The organism is Prochlorococcus marinus str. MIT 9314 (genome assembly GCF_000760035.1).
GTDB classification, from domain to species: domain Bacteria; phylum Cyanobacteriota; class Cyanobacteriia; order PCC-6307; family Cyanobiaceae; genus Prochlorococcus_A; species Prochlorococcus_A marinus_B.
In genome coordinates this window covers 61,554-79,246 of record NZ_JNAO01000008.1, presented here as the reverse complement: position 1 = coordinate 79,246, position 17,693 = coordinate 61,554, and the positions used below count along the sequence as shown (strand labels likewise).

Genomic DNA, 17,693 nt, shown 5'->3' with positions numbered 1-17,693 from the left:
TAATTGATTTCTCAAATTAATAATGATGAAAGAGATTATAAGCTGGAAGCTTATGATTATTTACTTGATCCTTCATTAATTGCTAGTAAACCTTCTGCAATTAGGCATGAATCAAGATTGATGATAGTTAGAAATAGTCTTTTAGAAGAAGACTGTTTAACTAATAAATTTACCAAGAATCTTTTAGATGAATTTAGAGAAGGGGATCTTGTAATTGTAAATAATACTAAAGTTATGAAAGCTAGGTTAAAGGTTGAATTAGAAAATAAGACATTTGTCGAATTATTAGTTTTAGAAAGATCCCATGAATGTGTTTGGTTATGTTTGGCAAAGCCAGCAAAAAAGTTAAAAATAAATAGAAAATTAAAATTAAAATCTCCATTAGTACAAGATATTAATTTGATTGTTGATGGAGTTGATGGAGAAACTGGAGGGAGATTTATTAAATTTCCGGAAAATATAACTTGTCTCAATTCAATGAATGAACTTCTTGATAAATACGGGGAAATCCCTCTTCCTCCTTATATAAAAAATTCCGAAGAAGAATCTTTTCATGAGAAAAGTTATCAAACTGAGTATGCAACAAATCCAGGGGCAGTTGCTGCACCAACAGCTGGTTTACACTTAAGCAAAAGTCTTATTTCCAATCTAAAAAAAAAAGGCGTAATAATCCTACCGATAACTTTGCACGTAGGTTATGGAACATTCAAACCAATTGATCAAGAAGATTTAAGTAACTTAAAACTTCATAAAGAATGGGTAAGTGTTAATAAGGAAGTAGTGGAGGAAATAAAAAGAATAAAGAAAACAGATAGAAAAATAATTGCTATTGGTACAACTAGCGTAAGAGCTCTTGAAAGTTGTTATTCTCACGAAATTAATGACTTTATTCCAATAGCTAAATATGTAGATTTAGTAATTAAGCCAGGTTATACATTTAAAGTAGTTGATGGATTATTAACTAATTTTCATCTCCCTAAAAGTTCATTATTACTTTTAGTAAGTGCAATGATTGGTAGAGAAAGATTATTAGATCTGTATAAAAAAGCCATAAAAGAAAAATTTAGATTCTTCTCTTATGGCGATGCGATGTATATTTCACCAGATTCACTTCTGGAGAAAAATGGATTTAGGCTTTGACTGGTTCTTGAATGATTCCGCTTGGAACTTCAGTAAACATAATTGACGATAAATACCTCTCTGCTAAATCAGGTAGAACAACTACAATTGTCTTCCCAGCATATTCATCTTGTTCAGCTAATCTTACAGCAGCAGCAGCAGCAGCCCCACAAGATATTCCTACTAATAGACCTTCCTCTTTAGCCAACCTAAGAGCCATCTCAATTGATTCGTCGTTTGTTACTTGTTCGACCTTATCAACAATTGATAAGTCAAGGTTCTTAGGAATAAATCCTGCTCCAATTCCTTGGATTTTATGTGGTCCGGATTTAACCTCTTCTCCATTCATTGTCTGAGTAATAACAGGACTATGTGATGGTTCTACAGCTACAGAAGTAATATTTTTGCCCTTCTCTTGCTTAATGTATCTTGAAACTCCTGTAATTGTGCCGCCAGTTCCAACCCCTGCAACTAGGACATCAATTTCGCCATCGCAATCATCCCAGATTTCTGGTCCAGTAGTTTTGAAATGAATTTCAGGGTTTGCTGGATTATCAAATTGACCTGGCATGAAATATTGAGAAGGATTACTTTCTGCAATTTCTTTAGCCTTAGCTATTGCTCCAGGCATACCTTTAGATGCCTCTGTTAAAACAATTTCAGCACCCAACACTGCCATAACCCTTCTTCTTTCAATTGACATGGATTCTGGCATTGTAAGGATCAGTTTATAACCTCTTGCTGAAGCAGTAAAAGCTAGAGCAATTCCTGTATTTCCAGAAGTTGGCTCAACAATAGTTTTGTCTTTTGTAAGCTTCCCACTTTTCTCTGCATCCCAGATCATGTTTGCGCCAATCCTACATTTGACACTATAAGCGGGGTTTCTACCTTCAATTTTTGCAAGTACTGTAGCTTTCGCGTTTTTAGTAACTGATTTTAATTTTACTAATGGAGTGTTTCCAATAGCAAAACTGTTGTCCTCATAAATTTTTGCCATTTATATATTGAGAAAATATATATTAATACTAACTATTTTTCAGAAAAAGAGTATATAAGTTTTATACGGTAAATACTAGGAATTTAGAAATTATTTAGTGCTTCAGAAAAGCTTTTCCATAATTGATCTTGGTCTTCTAATCCAACTGATACTCTTATAAGGTGCGATGGTATACCAAAACTTTCAGCCCAATCCAACTCGTCATAATGGGCTAGTAAAACATAAGGACAAACTAGAGTAAATTTTGTACCTAAACTAGGTCCTTTAGATACTTTTAGAGAATTATAAAATTTTTTAGCTTTGTTTAATCCTCCAATTAACTCAAATGATAATAAGCAGCCGTATCCTCCATCAGAAGTAAGTAAAGAATTAAAATTTGGACAATTTTCAGGATGGAAAATATTTTTAATCTCGCTATGGGTCTCTAATCTTTTTTTTAATTCTAAACATGCTTTATTTTGTTCAAAAACTCTTTGATTTACATCTCTACTAACTTTCTCTAGATAAACTGTATCTCCATCGGAAAGTGTTGGAAGATTAATCTCGTTTAATACATTTCTAAATTGATCAATCCATTTGCTTTTTGGATTTAGTATTAATGATCCCGCAAGAATATCACCACTACCTGAAAAAATTTTTGTAAGTGAAGTAAAAACTATATCTGCATGTTCTAGGGAATTTATATTTAAATTTGATCCAATCGTATCGTCAACAATTAATGGAATATTTAACTTTTTAGCTATTTTTGAAATTTTTTTAATGTTTACACATTTGAGCATTGGATTACTCGGTAGTTCAATAATTAATGCTGATGGATTTATGCTTTTGATTTCTAATTCAATATCCTCGCAATTTTCTTCAGTAATTAACTTGGCTCCATAAAAGATATTCATTGGTAATTTAAGTACATCTACATATGGGAAACCAATTTGTAGTGTTGGCTTAGCTGGAAATAATTCATATATGATTTCTAATGATGTATGCAATGCAGACATACCAGATGAAGTTAAGTGAATATCATCAGAGTTAATTTTTGTAGATTTAGAAATTCTATTTTTTATTCTTTGAGAACATTCATTTACATAAGATTTTGGAGGGCAATCTTCAAGACCTAGTTCTATAGCAGCAGCCCTTGAAGATATGCCAAGACCAGTATGTTGCCAAAAAGATTTTGCATAAATACTGCCTTCTTTTTCAGTTATTAAGAAAGCTAGATTATCTCTTTTTTCTATAAATGAGAATTGTTCAGAAGTATTTCTATCAATGTATTTTTTAGCTTTAAAAGCTATGCTTTCATTCGGATATGGCCAGATACTTTTATTGTTGTAATAATTTTCTTTTTTTACTTTTTCACATAATCTTTTCACTATGGGGTTTAGCCCGAATCTTGGGTAAATGGACTTCAATAAATTCATGCATGCTTGATTTTTTTCCTCGTAATTTATTACATCATTCCAAGTTGGTAATGCTACAGAAACAGCATGAATACTATCAGGAATAGAATATCCCAACTCTAAATTTTTCCATATAGGGTTTTTAAGTAAATCTCTCAATTTTCAGAATTTATTTAAAGCAAATAATATGTCTGAGATTAAATCGTTTGTTTCTTCACATCCAATCGATAATCTGACAAGAGCATCATTTATCCCTAAAAGATTTTTTGTTTCATCATCAACAGAAGCATGAGTCATTGTTGCGGGGTGACAAATTAAACTTTCAACTCCTCCAAGGCTTTCTGCTAGCGAGAAATATTTGAGAGATTTGCAAAATTTAAAAGTATCCTCTTTATTTAAATTTAATTTTATGGTGATCATCGAACCTCCAGCTCTCATTTGCGATTTTGCTAAATTAAATTGCGGATGTTTTTGATTAAAAGGATAAATTACTTTACTAATTATTTTATGATTGTCTAATTCTTCAGAAATTAATTTTGCACTTTGCGTTTGTTGTTCGATTCTTAAAGGAAGAGTTTTTACTCCTCTCGTAATGAGCCAACTATCAAAAGGAGATGGTTGAAGCCCTAGAGCTTTTTGAGAGAAAAGCATCTTACTATTCCATACCTCATTATTTGTAAGTACTGCTCCACCAAGTGCATCACTATGTCCATTAATGAATTTTGTTGTGCTTACGAGTGATAGTGTTGCACCAAGGTCCAATGGTTTTTGAATAAGTGCCGTTGAAAAGGTGTTGTCTACTACTACTGGGATTTGTAGTTTATTCGCTTCATCACAAATCGCCTTAATATCAACTACCTTCAAAAGTGGATTAGTTGGACTTTCTAGCCATATCAACGTTGGCTCGAAGTATGAAATCTTTTTGATATTATTTTCGTTTGTAAAATCTGTGTATAAAACTTCTAGCCCAAATTTCTTAAAAACTTTTTCGAACATCCTCACTGTACAACCATAGAGATTTGACTCGCAGAGTATCTTGTCGCCTGATTTTAGTGTTGATGAAATTGCAGTTACCGCGCTAATTCCAGATCCAAAAACTGTACAGTATTTAGAATCTTCTATTGATTTAAGGACGCTTTCTAGAATTCTAAAGTTTGGATTGCCTGATCTGGTGTAGTCGAAATTATCTTTATTTCCATGTTTAAAAGTGGATGTAGAAAAAATAGGAGGCATAACGCATCCAGTTTCTTCTGCAAATGTTACCCCATGGTGAATAGATAGGGTCTTAAAACCTGGCTTTTTGATATTATTTTCCTTATTTCCCATTATTTTTAAAAATAAGAATTAAATTAAGTCTCTCATTTTTAATGAGAGATTTAATAATCCAAAGAAAAGTAGTATTAAACTTTTCTTGAATAATATTCAACAACAAGTAGTTCGTTTATTTCAAGAGCCACCCACTCTCTATCGCATTTTCCATTTATTTTTCCCGTTAATTTAGGTTTGTCTAAATCAAGATGAGGTGGAACATTTGCTAAGCCAGGGAATTCTATATTACCTTCAACAAGTTTTTTGCTTGCTTTGTTTTCTTTAATTCCGATTACATCGCCTGATTTACATTGATAACCAGCAATATCAAGAACCTTTCCATTAACGGTTACATGGCCATGATTTACTAATTGTCTTGAGCCTGGAATGGTACCTCCAAAACCTAATCTAAAACAAACATTATCAAGTCTGTTTTCCAAAAGTCTTAGTAGGTTAGTTCCTGTAGATCCTTCTTGAGCTCTAGCTTTTTTTACATAACGAACTAATTGTTTTTCAGAAACTCCATAATTAAACCTAAGTTTCTGCTTTTCTTCTAGACGAATTGCATATTCTGATCGCTTGCGACGGGCTTGGCCGTGCTGACCTGGAGGATTAGACTTCTTTGAAGCTTTCCTAGTGAGACCTGGTAGTTCTCCCAAGCGACGCGTAACCCTTAATCTGGGGCCGCGGTATCTTGACATAATTTTAAATTAAATAGAAATTTGCAATAAATTGGATAATTGATTAAATTCAATTAAACTAATTACTACAGGAAATATTATTTTACATCATTAAAGTGTTCAAAACTATTAATAAATCAATTACTTCTATACTTCTTTTTGTGATTTCGTTTTATCAAAAGTGGTTTTCTCCTTTTTTTGGACCAAGATGCAGATTTATTCCAAGTTGCAGCTCTTATGGATATGAGGCAATTACTAGACATGGTCCTTGGAAGGGAGGGTGGTTAACTTTAAAAAGATTAAGCAGATGTCATCCTTTAACTCCCTGTGGATGTGACCCTGTGCCTGACTAAATGAATGAAAATATTTATTTTTGTTAGGCAGGGATGTTGCCTTTGTGATTCATTAAAAAACAAACTGGCAAAAATAAATCTTAATGAGTTATTCCCTGATCTAGAAGAGCTTAAAGAAATTGATATTGATAGGTTCGATTTATATAAAGATAAATATAAAAAATATGATTATGAAGTACCTGTTATTGCTATTGAAAGAATTAGGTCTGAGAAAATAATAGAATTGCCTCGCATTTCTCCAAGATTAAAAGATGATCAATTAAAGAATTGGTTTCAAAAAAATATTAGCACCATTCTGGAGAAATAATTTTTTTATATGAGATCCATAAAATTACATAAACTTTTAGATTTAGTAGGAATTATTCCTTCATTAGATTTAATTGATCATGAAATAAATAATATTTCTTTTAACTCTAAAGAAGTACAAAAAGGAACTTTATTTTTAGGAATGCCTGGTTTAAATGTTGATGGAGGAAAATTTTGTATTGAGGCAATTGAAAATGGCGCGGAAGCTGCCATTATTGGGTCTGCTGCAAAAGAGAGAATTGGATCTATTGATCGAGAAAGGATTTTGGTTATTGAGGATAATTTAGATTATATTTTTGGTCAAATTGTCGCTGAGTTTTGGAATAGGCCTTCAAGAAAACTTAAACTTATTGGTGTTACTGGTACTAATGGAAAAACGACAATTACTTTCTTATTGGAATATCTTTTAAAAAAATTAGGGAAAAAGACTGCATTATTTGGGACCTTGTTTAATAGATGGCCTGGATTCTCAGAAGTAGCTTCTCATACAACTGATTTCGCCGATAAACTTCAAAAGAAATTAAGTGCTGCTGTTGAGGCAGAATCTGAATTCGCGATATTAGAGGTAAGTTCTCATTCTATTGCTCAAAAGAGGATATCAGGATGCGAATTTGAGGCGGCTATTTTTACTAATTTAACTCAAGATCATCTTGATTATCACTCAGATATGGAATCTTATTTTCAAATAAAAAGAAAATTGTTTTTCCCACCTTATTTAATAGAAAAGGATGGAATTTCTGTATTAAATCACGATGACCATTGGATATCTAAATTATCGTCTGATCTTGAAAAAAGATCTTCATTAGTGTCTACAAAGATTACTGAAAGTGAATTTGAAAATGATGATTTTTTTTTCGTAACAGATAAAAAATTTACTGAAAGTGGTTCCACTTGTATTTTTCATACACCTAGGGAAAAAATTCAACTTTTTGTTCCACTTGTTGGTGAATTTAATTTAATGAATGCGATTCAAGCAATAACAATTTTGTATAAACTGAATTTTTCTTTAAAAGATTTATCAAAGTTAATACAATCTTTCCCTGGTGCTCCTGGGAGAATGGAGAAAATACAAATTGATGAAAATGACGTTTCAAGATCTCTTCCTACAGTAATTGTTGATTATGCCCATACTCCTGATGGATTAAAAAAAGTTTTGCAATCAATTAAAAAACTTTGTGAAGGGAAACTAATAACTGTTTTTGGCTGTGGCGGAGATCGTGATCGTAGTAAAAGGCCTTTGATGGGATCAATAGCTGAAGAGTTGTCTGATCAACTTTTTATAACTTCAGATAATCCAAGATCAGAGGAACCCCAAAAGATAGTAAATGATATTTTGATGGGTATAAAAAAAAGAGAAAAAATAACAATTGAAATTGATAGATTTAAAGCAATAAATGAATCTATTAAATTTGCCAATAAAAAAGATATTGTTTTAATTGCAGGAAAAGGACATGAAGACTACCAAATTCTCAATGATAAGGTTATTAATTTTGATGATAGAAAAATAGCTTATAAATTATTAAAAGAAAAAAATAAATCTCAATAAAATTTCCCAATCAAATAAGAAAGATTTTACGCAAATCACAAGAAAAGTTTCTTAGAATCAATGTAGTTATTTTTAATAAAATGAAAGGCTTAGCCTTAGTTGTAGGCGCAGGTGGAATTGGAACACAACTAGCTAAAGATCTGAATGAAAGTGAAAAAGATTTAGATGTTGTTTTGTGTGGAAGAAAAAGTGAATTTAATCCTTTTTGGGAATTAGATATAGAGGATTCTAAATCCCTTTTGCATTTGAAAAATAAAATATCAAATCATCCTTCAAAATTAAGGCTAGTTGTTAATGCTACAGGTAGACTTCATAGTGATTCTCTTCAACCAGAAAAAAGATTACAACATCTTGATAAAAAAAATATGATGGAAAGTTTTTCAATAAATGCCTTTTCTCCTATTTTATTAGCTAAAGCAATTGAAGAATTTATACCAAAAGATTTTGATTTTAATTTTGCAAGTATAAGTGCAAGAGTTGGTAGCATTGGAGATAATCAAACTGGAGGTTGGTATTCATATAGAGCTGCAAAATCTGCGCAAAATCAGTTTTTTAAATCTTTAAGTATTGAATGGGCTAGGCGTTTCCCAAAGGCTGCCATCACATTGCTTCATCCAGGGACAGTAGATACTGATTTATCTAGACCTTTTCATAAATTTGTTCCAGAACATAAATTATTTAGTAAAGAAAAATCCTCCCAATTCCTGATCAATATTATTAAAAATCAATCACCAGAATCTACAGGAAAATTTATTGCATGGGACAATTCGGAGATACCTTGGTAAACTAAATTTTTTTATTAATAGATCTTTAAGTCAATATTTTTTTTATTTCTCTAGCAAGTAAATCAATCTCAGCTTCTGTAGTCATTTGATGTACGCATGCTCTAAACCATTTTGGATCTTCTAAAACTCTAATCCAAATTTTCTTTTCTCCAAGTTTCTTTACATATTTATCCTTATCTTTAATATTTTCGATATTAAAACTAACAATCCCATTTAAATATTTTTTTTCTAAAACTAATTCAACACCCTTAGATTGATTTAATTCATCCCAAAGTTTTCCACTTAATTTTTTGATATTTTTGTTTTTTTCTTTTTCATGGCAGTCTTTATCCAAAAGATCTAAAGAATTCCGAAGTCCAGCAAGTAAAGGAATACAAGAGGTAGCTATTTCAAATTTCCTTGCATCATCATGAAAAAGATTATCTGAAGGCTCATAAATGCCTTGTTCTTTTTTTAATGATTTCCAACCAATTATTGTTGGATCTGTTTCACGAATAAATCTATCTGAGAGATAAATGGCTCCAAGTCCTTCTGGTCCACATGCCCATTTGTGAGAAGTTATTGAATATAAATCAGAATAAAAAACTTCTTTTTCAATATTTATGTGCCCAAAGGTTTGAGCACCATCAACAAGTAAATAAGAGTTTTCACGATTATTTTTTAATTCGATAGAAATTTGTTTTAAAGGAATTTTATATCCAAAGTTCCATAAAATATGAGAAATAATTAGGATCTTAGTCTTACTATTTAGATTTTTCAAAATCTCTAAAATTATATTTTCGTCGTTTAGATTTTTAATTTTTTGGATTGGCAAAATTTTGAATATTAATTTATTTCTTCTGCAAAATTCTCGACTTGCAGCCACTACTCCAGGATGTTCACAGTCACTTATTAACAACTCTTCTCCCTCTTTTACTTTTATTCCCCAAAAGGGCAAAATCATACCGGAAGAGATATTTTCGGTAAAAGCTACATTCTTTGAATTGACACCTAATTTTTGCGCAATTATTCTTTTTGTGGTCAATATTTCTTTGTAAATAAAAGGCCACATATCATTGGTAAATGGTCCTAAATCTTGGATAATTTCCCAAGTTTTAACTATTGCTTCTAGAGAAGATTTTGGTAATGGTCCTTGACCGCCATAGTTGAAATAATACTTATTTTTTAATGCGGGTATTTGATCTCTTAGATTATTTCTCATGGAAATTTATATTATATTTTCAACTCTTGAATTTTTTTAAATATTGCCTACTAAAGTTACTGTTCTAAATTCAATATCCTCAATTACTTTCCAAGGCTCAGCACTCCTTTCTGCAAATTTTAAATTTTTAAATCCTAGTTCTTTAAAATCACTTATAAACTCTGGCTCATACCATGCTCCACTAATACATCCTGTCCATAAATCATGATCATTTTGCAATCTTAAAGGAACTTTTTTGTTAGAGACGATATCGCTAATTGCAATTCTTCCATTATCGTTTAAAACTCTTTTTATGTTATTTAGAAGGTTATTTCTAGATTCTGGACTTACCAAGTTTAAAACGCAATTACTTAAAATAATATCAACTGAATTATCTGCGATTAATGGATTTAAATCTACATCTAATTCATCAAGTTTTTCAATTGAACCTTCTAGAAATTCTGTATTTTTGAAACCTATATTTTTTGTAACTTCTTTAGATGCTGATCTTGATAAAGAAAGCATGTCAGGATTCTGATCAACTCCAATAACTTTCCCTTCTTTCCCAACAATTTGGGCACAAATGAAAGCATTTTTGCCGCTACCACTTCCAAGATCTAAAACTATATCATTTTTTTGAACATATTTTGTTGGATCACCACACCCATAGTCTCTTTCTATAACCTCTTGAGGAATTGCTTCTAGTAAAACGGGATCAAACCCAACTGGTGTACAAAGACAACTTTCTTTTTCTTGTGCCGCTGAGCCATATCTATCTTGAATCGCATCTTTATGATCGAATTGATTAGGTGCTTTATTCGATGTGTTTGTATTACAGCAACTTTCAGACATATTTTTTAAAGGACTCTTGATAACTATAGCCAAAAAAAAAAGCCCCTGAAAAAGGGGCTTTTAAATTGTTTAATTAAATTATTTAGTGTAATTAACACCTCTGTAATTTAATTCTGCTTTTTCATTACTTGAAGAAGCGTCATCCATTCTGTTGGTGTATACGTTTCTTCTGTAGGTAAGTTCAACAAGTTGCTTTTTAGCAGCTTCTTTGTTTTGAACGTAGTTTTTACCTCTGTAAGTTAAAGTAGTCATGTTTCGATGTGACAACACGGCCATCCCCCGTTCCATGGTATGACTCGAACTGCGCCCTCAAATGAGGGTGAACGAAAAAGTAGCGATTGCTACCAAATTATTATAAGCGTATTTTTAACTACATGTCTAGCTTTTACAAATAGAAACGAAGTTTTAATGTTTTTTTAATTATTATCTTAGGTAAATTTTTTTATAAATAGTCTCTAAAAAGGTTTATGTTTATATTTGGTTTAATCTTCATGTAACTATTTATTTATGACAGGTTTTTTATATTTCTTGGGAAATACTTTAAGGTGGCCAGTGTTAAAGCCAAAAGAATTTTTTTCACTACATGCTTATTTTTCAATTATTTATTTGATAACTTTTACTTTGAGTAAATATGATGTAAGCCAATCAAATTTAGTTTTTACATTAGGAATTCTTGCACCCCTTTTAATCGCTATTGGTCAAGGACTTCCAATTGATTGTCTTGATATGGAATCATCTTTGTTGAAGGAATTAAAAACTAAATAATATATTTCAGTTAAAAATTTTTATAAAACTTGGACAACTTCGCTTATTTCAGGAATCATTTCTTTTAACTTTCTTTCGATACCCATTTTGAGAGTCATAGTGCTACTTGGGCAACTACCACATGCTCCTTGAAGTCTAACTTTGACAATTGGACCATCTATTTCTGCAATCTCTACATTACCTCCATCAGAAATTAAAAAAGGTCTTAGCTCGTCAAGGACTTTTTCTACATTTTCATTTGTCAGCGAGAGTGTTTCAGTACTCATAATTTTGGTTTAACTTTATAATAAGCCTAGAAAGAAATCTGATTAATTGCAAAAAAGATAATTTTCTGTTGTGACTTCATCTAAAAATCCCACTAATGATAATAGCTACTTTGATGCAGTCTTGGTAGGAGCAGGGATAATGAGTAGTACTTTAGCCCTCCTAATTTCAGAAGTTTTACCAGATATAAGATTTCTTATTATAGAAAAATTAAATGCTCCGGGAAGTGAAAGTACTGGCGCTTTTAATAATGCAGGTACAGGACATGCGGCTAATTGCGAATTAAACTATACCCCTTTAGATGAAAAAGGAAATCTAAAAATAGATAAAGCGCTTTCAATAAATCGTTCTTTTGAAACATCCATGTCTTTATGGGCCTCATTGTATGAAGCAGGGAAAATTGATATTAAAAAGTTTTTAAAATTTATTCCTCATATTAGCTTTGTGTCTGGTCAGGATAATATTTCTTTTTTAAAAAAAAGATTTCAGAAAATGACCGATAATCCTGAATTTATCGATATGGAATTTTCTACATCTTTTGATGAAATTTCATCATGGGCACCTCTAATAACAAAAGATAGAAATCCATCTACTAAAATTGCTGCTACCAGAATAGGTAGAGGAACTGATATTAATTTTGAGGCTTTAACTAAAGAGTATTTGTCATTAGTTTCTTTAAACAAAAATGTTGAAATAAGATACAAAACAGAATTAGTAGATTTAAAGAAAATTGATAAAAAACAATGGGAACTAGAAATCAGTTCTGAAGGTAGAAAAACTTCAATTAGAACTGGCTACGTTTTTCTTGGTGCTGGTGGAAAAACAATTAATTATTTACAAAAATCAAAAATTCCAGAAGCAAAAAGTTATGGCGGATTTCCTGTTAGTGGTAAATGGCTTATTTGCGAGAAAAAAGATCTAACAGAAAAACATAACTCAAAAGTTTATGGTAAAGCTGATATTGGATCGCCACCAATGTCTGTGCCTCATTTAGACACCAGATGGATTGATAATAAAAAACTTCTTTTATATGGACCTTTTGCTGGATTTACAACGAAATTTCTAAAACAAAGTTCATATTTTGACTTATTTAGTTCTATTAAAAAGAATAATATTTTTTCTATGTTAGACGTTGGTTTCAAGAACAACGATTTAATTAATTACCTAATATCACAATCATTAAAGAACCATAACTCAAGAGTTGAGAATTTAAAGAATATGATGCCATCAGCTAATCCTTCTGATTGGTATTTAAAGAATGCTGGTCAAAGAGTCCAAATAATTAAAAAAACTGAAAGTGGTGGTTCTTTGAAATTTGGAACTGAGATTGTAAATTCATCTGATGGATCATTGTCTGCTTTGTTAGGAGCCTCTCCGGGAGCAAGTACTGCGGTTTCAATTATGGTCGAGGTTCTAGAAAAATCTGTTTTATTTTTAAACGATAAGCATAATCTTAAGAAAAAAATAAATGACTTAATTTATCCAGAACTATCAGTCTCTGAAAATTACAGTATCTTAATAAAAGAAATTAAAAAAAGAAATAATTCCATTTTTGGTTTCCATCCATAATTCTAATTAGCTAATATTGATCAAGATGTAATAAGAGGAGAATTTTTCTTTCTATATGACTGATATATCGGTTTCAAAAATTAGAAATTTCTGCATAATCGCTCATATTGACCATGGTAAATCTACCCTTGCAGATAGGTTGCTTCAAGATACTGGTACTGTGCAGCAAAGGGATATGCAAGAACAATTTTTGGACAGTATGGATCTTGAAAGAGAGAGAGGAATTACTATCAAGTTACAAGCCGCTAGGATGAAATATAAAGCTGACGATTCCCAAGAATATGTTCTGAACTTAATAGATACTCCAGGGCATGTTGATTTCTCTTATGAGGTTAGTAGATCTCTTCAAGCTTGTGAAGGCGCCTTACTTGTTGTTGATGCAAGTCAAGGAGTAGAAGCTCAAACCTTAGCTAATGTTTATCTTGCCTTAGAAAATAATCTTGAAATAATTCCTGTTTTAAATAAAGTTGATTTACCAGGAGCTGATGCTGAAAAAATAAAACAAGAAATAGAGGAAATTATTGGACTTGATACATCTAATGCAATAAATTGTTCAGCAAAAACTGGAGTTGGTATTAAAGATATTTTGGAAGCAATCGTAAGAAGAGTACCTCCTCCTCAAGATGAAATTAAACTACCTACAAAGGCACTGATTTTTGATTCTTATTATGATCCGTACAGGGGAGTTATTGTTTATTTCAGGGTGATATCTGGGTCTCTAAATAAGAGAGAAAAAATATTATTAATGGCAAGTAAGAAAAATTATGAACTAGATGAGATAGGAATAATGGCGCCTGATCAGCAGCAAGTTGATGAATTACATGCAGGAGAAGTTGGATATTTAGCTGCTTCTATAAAATCAGTTGCTGATGCAAGAGTGGGAGATACGATTACTCTTTTAAATTCACCTGCCAATGATCCTTTGCCTGGATATAAGACAGCAAATCCTATGGTTTTTTGTGGCTTATTCCCGACTGATGCTGATCAATTCCCAGATTTAAGAGTATCACTCGAAAAATTACAATTATCTGATGCAGCTTTAAAATATGAGCCCGAAACCAGTAGCGCAATGGGCTTCGGATTTAGGTGCGGATTCCTAGGACTTCTTCATATGGAGATTGTTCAAGAAAGATTAGAAAGAGAATATGACTTGGATCTAATCGTAACGGCACCATCAGTTATTTATAAAGTTAATTTAAATCAGCAGGAACATATCTTTATTGATAATCCTTCCACAATTCCTGATCCACAACTTAGAGAATCAATAGAAGAGCCTTATGTGAAAATGGAAATTTATGCTCCCAATGAATTTAATGGAACATTAATGGGTTTATGTCAGGAAAGAAGGGGAGTATTTATAGATATGAAATACATAACAACAGATCGAGTTACCTTGATTTATGAAATTCCATTAGCAGAAGTTGTTACAGATTTCTTTGATCAAATGAAAAGTAGAACCCAAGGTTATGCATCAATGGAATATCATTTGATTGGCTATAGAAAAAATGACCTTGTTAGATTAGATGTTCTAATAAATTCAGAAAGAGCAGATCCATTAACTTCTATTGTTCATAAAGATAAGGCTTATGGAATTGGCAGAAGTTTAGTTGAGAAATTAAAAGAACTTATTCCAAAACAACAATTTAAAATACCTATTCAAGCATCAATCGGTAGCAGGATTATTGCAAGTGAAAGCATAAGTGCTTTGAGAAAAGATGTTTTATCTAAATGTTATGGAGGGGATATTTCTAGGAAAAAGAAACTTTTAAAGAAACAAGCCAAAGGTAAAAAGAGGATGAAGGCAATGGGTAAAGTTGAAGTCCCTCAAGAAGCTTTTATGGCAGTCTTGAAATTAAACCAGTAATTTCTTTTAATTTTAAATTCATAGCTATTTATTTTTAAAAGAATTGGGTATATTTCATTTATATCTTTAAAAAAAGATTTTGGATATTAACTCATCTAATCGTGTCAGCGCAAATATCAGAAAAGCTGGATTTTTAATTGTACTTTTTTATCTTCTTGTTGTTTTAATAATGAAATTTTTAGAGGCCAATAATTTTTTTGGCTATTCATTTTCAATGTTAAGCAATGATATCTTTGCCCCTCCTTCTCTTAATCATTTTTGTGGCACCGATAGATTAGGAAGAGATGTTTGCTTAAGAACTTTGCAAGGATCATCATTAGCTATAGAAGTTGTATTCTTAGCTATTCTTTTTTCATTAAGTTTGGGTTTGCCATTGGGATTATTAAGTGGGTATTTTGGTGGTTTTTTTGATAAATGCTTATCACTAATAATGGATACTATTTTTTCAATACCTGTAATTTTGCTTTCAGTTGTTGTGGCTTTTGTATTGGGTAAGGGTATCCTTAACGCGGCTTTGGCATTGTGTATTGTTTACTCTCCTCAATATTTTAGATTAATCAGAAATCAGACAATATTGGTTAAATCCGAAACTTATGTGGAGGCAGCTCAAGTTGCAGGAGCTGATGTTAAAAAAATTATTTTTAAATATATTCTCCCAAATGTAATAACACCATTGCCTATTCTGCTTACCCTAAATGCTGCAGATGCTGTTTTGGTATTAGGAAGTTTAGGATTTTTAGGCCTTGGCGTTCCTGCAGATGTCCCAGAGTGGGGAAGTGATTTAAATCTGGCTCTTGCCGCTTTACCGACAGGTATCTGGTGGACGGCTTTGTTCCCAGGTTTGGCAATGTTTTTTTTAGTTTTAGGTCTTTCTTTTATAGGAGAGGACCTTGAAGAAATTTTTGATAGTCAAAATTCTGAATAAGTTTAGTTATCTATAATAGGATCAAGTTCTCCTTGATCATTCAAATTTGGATATTCTTTAGCTGATTTTTTATACACCGCAGCTAATTCTGGGTAACACCATTCAAAAAGTGTTTTTTGATATTCATCCATATTTAACCCTTCTCCATTATCGGGCAATATACCTTTATTTTTTCTTTGGCGAACAGCTTCAAATAATAATATGGAAGCAGCAACTGAAACATTCAGAGATTGAACCATACCTCTCATAGGTATAAAAATTGATTGATCAACCATTGATATAAGTTCATTACTTAGTCCCCATTTTTCTGCTCCTAAAACAAAACATGTATTTTGAGAATAATCAAAATTTCTATAATCTACTGATTCACTATTAAGAGTCGTTCCATATAATTTAAAACCCTTATTCTTTAAATCAGATATTGCCGTGATAGTGTTTTCATGATTATTCAGCTTTACCCATTTTTGACTTCCTTGAGCAGTACTATTAAAAGTCTTAACGGCATTTGTTTTGCTAATAAAATTTGCTTCGAAAACTCCTGCTGCATCACATGTCCTTAATATCGCAGATAAATTATGTGGTTTATTTACATCCTCAACTAAAACAGTCAAGTTTTTCATTCTGCAATTTAAAACACTTTTGATTCGTTCAAATCTTCTTGGCAAAATTGACATTTATAATTTTTTCACACCTTTAAATTATATTCAAAAAATATTGATTACCTATTAAATCTCTTGGTTTATAATATTTTAGTAGTTTAGGTTAACTCAATGGCATACATAGAATGGGACTATACAGTAATAACAAGTATGGTAGAAAAACAAGGGTGGGATTTACCTGATCGTGAATCGGAAGAATGGAATAAATTTAACGATGAATTAGGAGAAAAAATGAGAGGTGTTGGACTTATTTTCGAAAAATATTGTAAATTTACTCCTGACGTAGGAGAAGGAGTTCATCTTCTAGATGACTGATCATTAATAGTTTTAAACCATTGATGTATCCCTTAATCAATGGCTTATTAATTTATAAGATAATATAATTTCACTAAATTAGAACTGGCAATTATTAAGGCTTTATAAAGCTTGTACTCAAAAAAAATTTTTTTATTCCACAAAAAAGTTATTTAATTTCTATATTTGAATAAAAATATGAAAAATAAATTAACTTTTTTATTCGATGGTGGTTGTCCACTTTGTTTGAGAGAAACAAATTTTCTTAAAAAAAGAGATACCTTAAATCAAATTGCATTTATAGATATTAATAGTAAGGATTATGATCGAAGTCTTTTTAATGACATCTCATATTCAGAAGCTATGTCAAACCTTCATGGGATTATTGAAAATGGTGAAATTATTAGGGGACTAGATGTACTTGCATATTCTTATGAATTAGTTGGTTTAGGTTGGGTTTATTATCCCTTGAAGATTAAGCTCTTATCTCCATTATTGAGATTGGTTTACAGATATTGGGCAAAATATAGACTTCAAATTACAGGTAGATCCGATATTGAAAAACTTTGTACCTCACAATGTGAACAATAAATATGGAAATTATCGATATAGACAGAATAATAGAAATGTGTTGGGAAGATAGAACACCCTTTGAAGCTATCGAGTATCAATTTGGTTTAAAAGAGGAAGATGCGATAAAAATTATGCGTCAAAATCTCAAACCCAAATCTTTCAAAGTCTGGAGAAAGAGAGTTTCGGGAAGAAATACAAAACATATGGCCCTTAAAGATTCAACTAGATTTAAATCTACTCATAAAAGAAAATTATAAATT

General features: G+C 31.3%; 21 protein-coding genes. 12 read left to right on the top strand and 9 right to left on the bottom strand.

What is annotated here, in order from left to right; translation table 11 throughout:
* Positions 1–3: 3 nt before the first annotated feature.
* Positions 4–1,140, top strand: coding sequence for a tRNA preQ1(34) S-adenosylmethionine ribosyltransferase-isomerase QueA (queA, locus tag EU98_RS05340; protein WP_032515576.1), 1,137 nt, complete (start codon positions 4–6; stop codon positions 1,138–1,140).
* Here queA and cysK read toward each other — a convergent pair.
* The 4 genes from cysK to rpsD form a co-directional block, all read right to left on the bottom strand.
* Positions 1,130–2,116 carry a cysteine synthase A gene (cysK, locus tag EU98_RS05345; protein WP_002805805.1) on the bottom strand — a complete coding sequence of 329 codons (987 nt, stop codon included), beginning with the start codon at positions 2,114–2,116 and terminating at the stop codon, positions 1,130–1,132. The genes queA and cysK overlap by 11 nt on opposite strands.
* A gap of 83 nt (positions 2,117–2,199) precedes the next feature.
* Positions 2,200–3,669 carry a PLP-dependent transferase gene (locus tag EU98_RS05350; RefSeq protein ID WP_032515574.1) on the bottom strand — a complete coding sequence of 490 codons (1,470 nt, stop codon included), beginning with the start codon at positions 3,667–3,669 and terminating at the stop codon, positions 2,200–2,202.
* Positions 3,670–3,672: 3 nt separating this feature from the next.
* The gene (locus tag EU98_RS05355) at positions 3,673–4,836 is read right to left on the bottom strand and encodes a trans-sulfuration enzyme family protein (protein ID WP_032515573.1); all 1,164 of its coding nucleotides are present in this window, start codon (positions 4,834–4,836) and stop codon (positions 3,673–3,675) included.
* A gap of 74 nt (positions 4,837–4,910) precedes the next feature.
* Positions 4,911–5,519, bottom strand: a complete 609-nt coding sequence (gene rpsD, locus EU98_RS05360; RefSeq protein ID WP_011817920.1) for a 30S ribosomal protein S4 — start codon at positions 5,517–5,519, stop codon at positions 4,911–4,913.
* A 95-nt stretch (positions 5,520–5,614) separates the two neighbouring features.
* On the opposite strand from rpsD, the gene yidD reads away from it, so the two are divergent.
* From yidD to EU98_RS05380, 4 genes are all read left to right on the top strand, one after another.
* Positions 5,615–5,851 (top strand): membrane protein insertion efficiency factor YidD, encoded by a 237-nt coding sequence (yidD, locus tag EU98_RS05365; protein WP_032515572.1) that lies wholly within the window; start codon positions 5,615–5,617, stop codon positions 5,849–5,851.
* A 4-nt stretch (positions 5,852–5,855) separates the two neighbouring features.
* A complete protein-coding gene (locus EU98_RS05370; protein WP_032515571.1) occupies positions 5,856–6,158 on the top strand; it encodes a glutaredoxin family protein in 303 nt (100 codons plus the stop codon).
* A 9-nt stretch (positions 6,159–6,167) separates the two neighbouring features.
* The gene (locus tag EU98_RS05375) at positions 6,168–7,703 is read left to right on the top strand and encodes a UDP-N-acetylmuramoyl-L-alanyl-D-glutamate--2,6-diaminopimelate ligase (RefSeq protein ID WP_032515570.1); all 1,536 of its coding nucleotides are present in this window, start codon (positions 6,168–6,170) and stop codon (positions 7,701–7,703) included.
* A gap of 80 nt (positions 7,704–7,783) precedes the next feature.
* Positions 7,784–8,488 (top strand): SDR family NAD(P)-dependent oxidoreductase, encoded by a 705-nt coding sequence (locus tag EU98_RS05380; RefSeq protein ID WP_032515569.1) that lies wholly within the window; start codon positions 7,784–7,786, stop codon positions 8,486–8,488.
* A gap of 25 nt (positions 8,489–8,513) precedes the next feature.
* Here the strand turns inward: EU98_RS05380 and EU98_RS05385 are convergent, their stop codons facing one another.
* The 3 genes from EU98_RS05385 to EU98_RS05395 all read right to left on the bottom strand — a co-directional run bounded on the left by EU98_RS05385 (position 8,514) and on the right by EU98_RS05395 (position 10,772).
* Positions 8,514–9,689, bottom strand: a complete 1,176-nt coding sequence (locus EU98_RS05385) for an aminotransferase class V-fold PLP-dependent enzyme (RefSeq protein WP_032515568.1) — start codon at positions 9,687–9,689, stop codon at positions 8,514–8,516.
* A gap of 36 nt (positions 9,690–9,725) precedes the next feature.
* Positions 9,726–10,520, bottom strand: a complete 795-nt coding sequence (locus EU98_RS05390; protein ID WP_032515730.1) for a methyltransferase domain-containing protein — start codon at positions 10,518–10,520, stop codon at positions 9,726–9,728.
* A gap of 78 nt (positions 10,521–10,598) precedes the next feature.
* Positions 10,599–10,772, bottom strand: coding sequence for a DUF4278 domain-containing protein (locus tag EU98_RS05395; protein WP_071813219.1), 174 nt, complete (start codon positions 10,770–10,772; stop codon positions 10,599–10,601).
* Positions 10,773–11,027: 255 nt separating this feature from the next.
* On the opposite strand from EU98_RS05395, the gene EU98_RS05400 reads away from it, so the two are divergent.
* Positions 11,028–11,285, top strand: a complete 258-nt coding sequence (locus EU98_RS05400; protein WP_011375974.1) for a hypothetical protein — start codon at positions 11,028–11,030, stop codon at positions 11,283–11,285.
* 20 nt (positions 11,286–11,305) lie between these two features.
* On the opposite strand, the gene EU98_RS05405 is transcribed toward EU98_RS05400, so the two are convergent.
* Positions 11,306–11,551, bottom strand: coding sequence for a NifU family protein (locus EU98_RS05405; RefSeq protein WP_002805305.1), 246 nt, complete (start codon positions 11,549–11,551; stop codon positions 11,306–11,308).
* A 70-nt stretch (positions 11,552–11,621) separates the two neighbouring features.
* Here EU98_RS05405 and EU98_RS05410 point away from each other — a divergent pair, with 70 nt between their 5' ends.
* The 3 genes from EU98_RS05410 to EU98_RS05420 all read left to right on the top strand — a co-directional run bounded on the left by EU98_RS05410 (position 11,622) and on the right by EU98_RS05420 (position 15,907).
* On the top strand, positions 11,622–13,118 hold the full coding sequence (locus EU98_RS05410) for a malate:quinone oxidoreductase (protein WP_032515564.1): 1,497 nt from the start codon (positions 11,622–11,624) through the stop codon (positions 13,116–13,118).
* A 55-nt stretch (positions 13,119–13,173) separates the two neighbouring features.
* Positions 13,174–14,982: a translation elongation factor 4 gene (gene lepA / locus EU98_RS05415; RefSeq protein WP_011817927.1), complete on the top strand. Its 1,809-nt coding sequence runs from the start codon at positions 13,174–13,176 to the stop codon at positions 14,980–14,982.
* A gap of 169 nt (positions 14,983–15,151) precedes the next feature.
* Positions 15,152–15,907: an ABC transporter permease gene (locus EU98_RS05420; RefSeq protein ID WP_012007248.1), complete on the top strand. Its 756-nt coding sequence runs from the start codon at positions 15,152–15,154 to the stop codon at positions 15,905–15,907.
* A 2-nt stretch (positions 15,908–15,909) separates the two neighbouring features.
* Here the strand turns inward: EU98_RS05420 and trmH are convergent, their stop codons facing one another.
* Complete coding sequence (gene trmH, locus EU98_RS05425) at positions 15,910–16,581, bottom strand: tRNA (guanosine(18)-2'-O)-methyltransferase TrmH (protein WP_032515563.1); 672 nt, start codon at positions 16,579–16,581, stop codon at positions 15,910–15,912.
* 96 nt (positions 16,582–16,677) lie between these two features.
* On the opposite strand from trmH, the gene EU98_RS05430 reads away from it, so the two are divergent.
* From EU98_RS05430 to EU98_RS05440, 3 genes are all read left to right on the top strand, one after another.
* Positions 16,678–16,881 (top strand): hypothetical protein, encoded by a 204-nt coding sequence (locus EU98_RS05430; protein WP_011817930.1) that lies wholly within the window; start codon positions 16,678–16,680, stop codon positions 16,879–16,881.
* Positions 16,882–17,058: 177 nt separating this feature from the next.
* Entirely contained in the window at positions 17,059–17,451 is a 393-nt protein-coding gene (locus tag EU98_RS05435) for a thiol-disulfide oxidoreductase DCC family protein (RefSeq protein ID WP_032515562.1), read from the top strand.
* Between the two features lie 2 nt (positions 17,452–17,453).
* Positions 17,454–17,690: a TIGR03643 family protein gene (locus EU98_RS05440; protein ID WP_025952438.1), complete on the top strand. Its 237-nt coding sequence runs from the start codon at positions 17,454–17,456 to the stop codon at positions 17,688–17,690.
* Positions 17,691–17,693: the final 3 nt, after the last annotated feature.